The organism is Bacteroidota bacterium (assembly GCA_018831055.1).
GTDB lineage: Bacteria > Bacteroidota > Bacteroidia > Bacteroidales > B18-G4 > M55B132.
This window is the reverse complement of the sequence record JAHJRE010000293.1, coordinates 1-2,851: the sequence shown is the minus strand read 5'-3', so window position 1 is coordinate 2,851 and position 2,851 is coordinate 1. Positions and strand designations below refer to the sequence as shown.

At 60.5% G+C, this 2,851-nt stretch carries 1 protein-coding gene; it reads left to right on the top strand.

The features are described 5' to 3' along the window. A partial coding sequence (locus KKA81_16765; protein ID MBU2652579.1) for a hypothetical protein occupies positions 1-2,851 on the top strand: 2,851 nt, incomplete at both ends.

Genomic DNA, 2,851 nt, shown 5'->3' with positions numbered 1-2,851 from the left:
TCATCGTAGAAGTCGCCGATGGCTGCGGCGCGATGGATGTTGACACGATCAGCGTTCTGGTGAGTTTTGGCGCATCAGCGTCAATCGTCTGTCCGGAGGCCCCGATTGGAGTTGCGCTTTGCAGCCCCGATACGGTTTGCCAGACGCTTTCCGTGAGTTCCGGCGCGACCGTCACGACCTCGTACGGCGCCTACTCGGGCGGTCAGCTCTGTTTTGTCGCCGATACCAGCGGTCAGTATCTTATTGATGTGATCGCATCGTCAACGTGCGGGGCCGACACTTGCTCCATCGAGTTCAACGTAACGATCGGCGAGGCGGCTCAGATCAGTTGTCCCGCGCCGGCCGATGTTTTCCTCTGCGGTCCCGGTGCGGTCTGTGTGCCGGTTGGCATCATGGGCCCCGGCGCAGTGGTGACGGTCAGCCCGATCGGCTCGTTCAGCGGTGGGACGCTTTGTTTTGATGCCGACACAGCCGGTCATTATGAAATCGAGATAATCGCCGCGACGAGCTGCGGGTCCGATACCTGCACGGTTGTGCGCGACGTTTCGATCAACACCTTACCGGTGGCGACGATTCCAACCTCGCCGGTGGATACGTTCCTTTGTGCGGCGGCCCAGATTTGTTATCAATTTGCAGCCGCCGATGGCGACGGCGGGGCGCTCACCTGGAGCCGCCTGTCCGGCAACGGTAGTGTGAGCGGCAGCGGCCAGTGGTGTTTCAACGCCAATGCGGCCGGCAGCTACAGCGTAACCGCGGTTGTGTCCGATACGTGCGGTGGCGCCGATACCGTCTCGCTCACCTATGATGTGACTTTGAACAGTTCACCGGCATTGGCGTTGGGCGTCGATACGAGTCTCTTCCAGTGTTCGCCGGGTGCGGTGTGCTGGCCGTACGCGTTGACGGATGCCGATGGCAACGTCACGACGGTGCAGATTCTTTCCGGCGACCCGAGCGGCAGCATCAACCAGGGCTCATCGCAGCTCTGTTTTAATCCGGCCGGTCCGGGGGTATTCGAGTTCATCGTGCAGGCGACCGATGCCTGCGGCGCCTCTGACATCGATACGATTGTGTTCACGATCACGGTCAACGGCGCGCCGGTGGTAGACGCGGGTGACGACGTTATTCAGTTTGCCTGCGTCGCCGGGCAAGTTTGTATCCCGGTCAGCATCACCGACCCGAACAATAACGTGACCGGTGCGCAGCTCATTTCCGGCCCCGGTACGTTTGACGGCAGTCAGATCTGTTTCTCGCCGGCGGCTACTGGCGATTACACGTTTGTGGTCCAGGCGACCGATTTCTGCGGCCTGATCGCTCGCGACACCGTTACGGTGTTCTATACGCTCAACAGTCCGCCGACCGCCAATGCCGGCGCCGATCAGACGGTCGCGCTGTGCCAGGCGGAGCCGATTTGCTGGCCGGCCGGCAGCAGCGATCCCGACAACGATATCGTGAGTTTCACACTGATTGAAGGACCGGGGTCATACGACGGGTCGCAGATCTGTTTCACTCCGGGTGCGAGCGGGAGCTACCTGTTTGTGGTTGAGGCGATTGACGCCTGCGGCGAGATCGCTGTCGATTCGGCGACGATCAATGTGTCGATCAACTCGGCGCCGACCTGTGTCGTGCCGAATGACACGACGATCACCCAGTGTATCCCCGCCGAGGTTTGTCTGCCGGCCTACGCCGACGATGCCGATGGCAACCTGACCTCCTGCCAGATTCTTTCCGGTCCCGGTTCGCTGGTCGGTAACACCTGGTGCTACACGCCGACCTCGAGCCAGACGGTGACGGTCGTGATGCTGTGCACCGATGACTGCGGCGCGACCTGCCAGACGCAGTTCACGGTGACGTTCAACATTAACCAGGCGCCGACAATTGCATTCGGGGCCGACTTCGCCCTGTCCCTCTGCGAAACCGAAGCGATTTGCATGCCTTATGCGGCGCAGGATCCCAATGGCCTGGGAACGACCAGTATTACCCTGATATCAGGCCCGGGGACATTGATTCCGGGCAACTCGGAAGTTTGCTTCAGCCCCGCCGCCTCCGGCATCTATTCCTTCATCGTGAGGATCCAGGACCAATGTGGCGTCGCCGATTATGACACGATCGACGTGACGGTGGCTTTCAATTCAGCGCCTGTAGCCGATGCCGGCTCCGATCAGACCCTCTTCCTTTGTGACGGCAATACGGAAATCTGTTGGCCGGCCGGGTGCAGTGATGTCGACGGCAACCTGCTCGACTGCACGTTCAGCGGTCCGGGCCTGTACGACGGAGCGAGCATCTGTTTCACGCCGACAATGGCGGGAGTCTACCAGTTTATCCTTGAGGCGGCCGATGATTGCGGGCAAGTGATGATCGACACGACGACGATCACGGTGATGATGAATCCATCACCGATGGTCCAGCTCCCCAACAACTATCCGGTTTCGTCCTGCGGCCCCCAAAATATCTGCTTTACGTACAATGCGTTCGATCCCGACGGCACGGGTCTGACTGAAGCGATGGTTTCGGGCTATGGCACGATCGACACTTCAGCCAATCAGATCTGCTTCACGCCGCCGGCTCCGGGCGCCTATCAGTTTATCATGGAAGTGGCCGACTCCTGCGGTGCGATCGACCGTGATACGCTTGTCGTCACGATCGAATTCCGGCAGCCGGCGGCAATCGCCTGTCCGACCGGACCGATCGATGTCTCGCTCTGCGCACCCGAAGAGATCTGCTACCAGTTTGGCGTGCAGCCGAGCGGAGCGACCGTAACAACCAGTTTTGGCGCCTACGCGGGCGGCGAGCTGTGTTTCACGGCGGATACGACCGGCGTCTATAATGTTCAGGTGATCGCCTCGGCCGAATG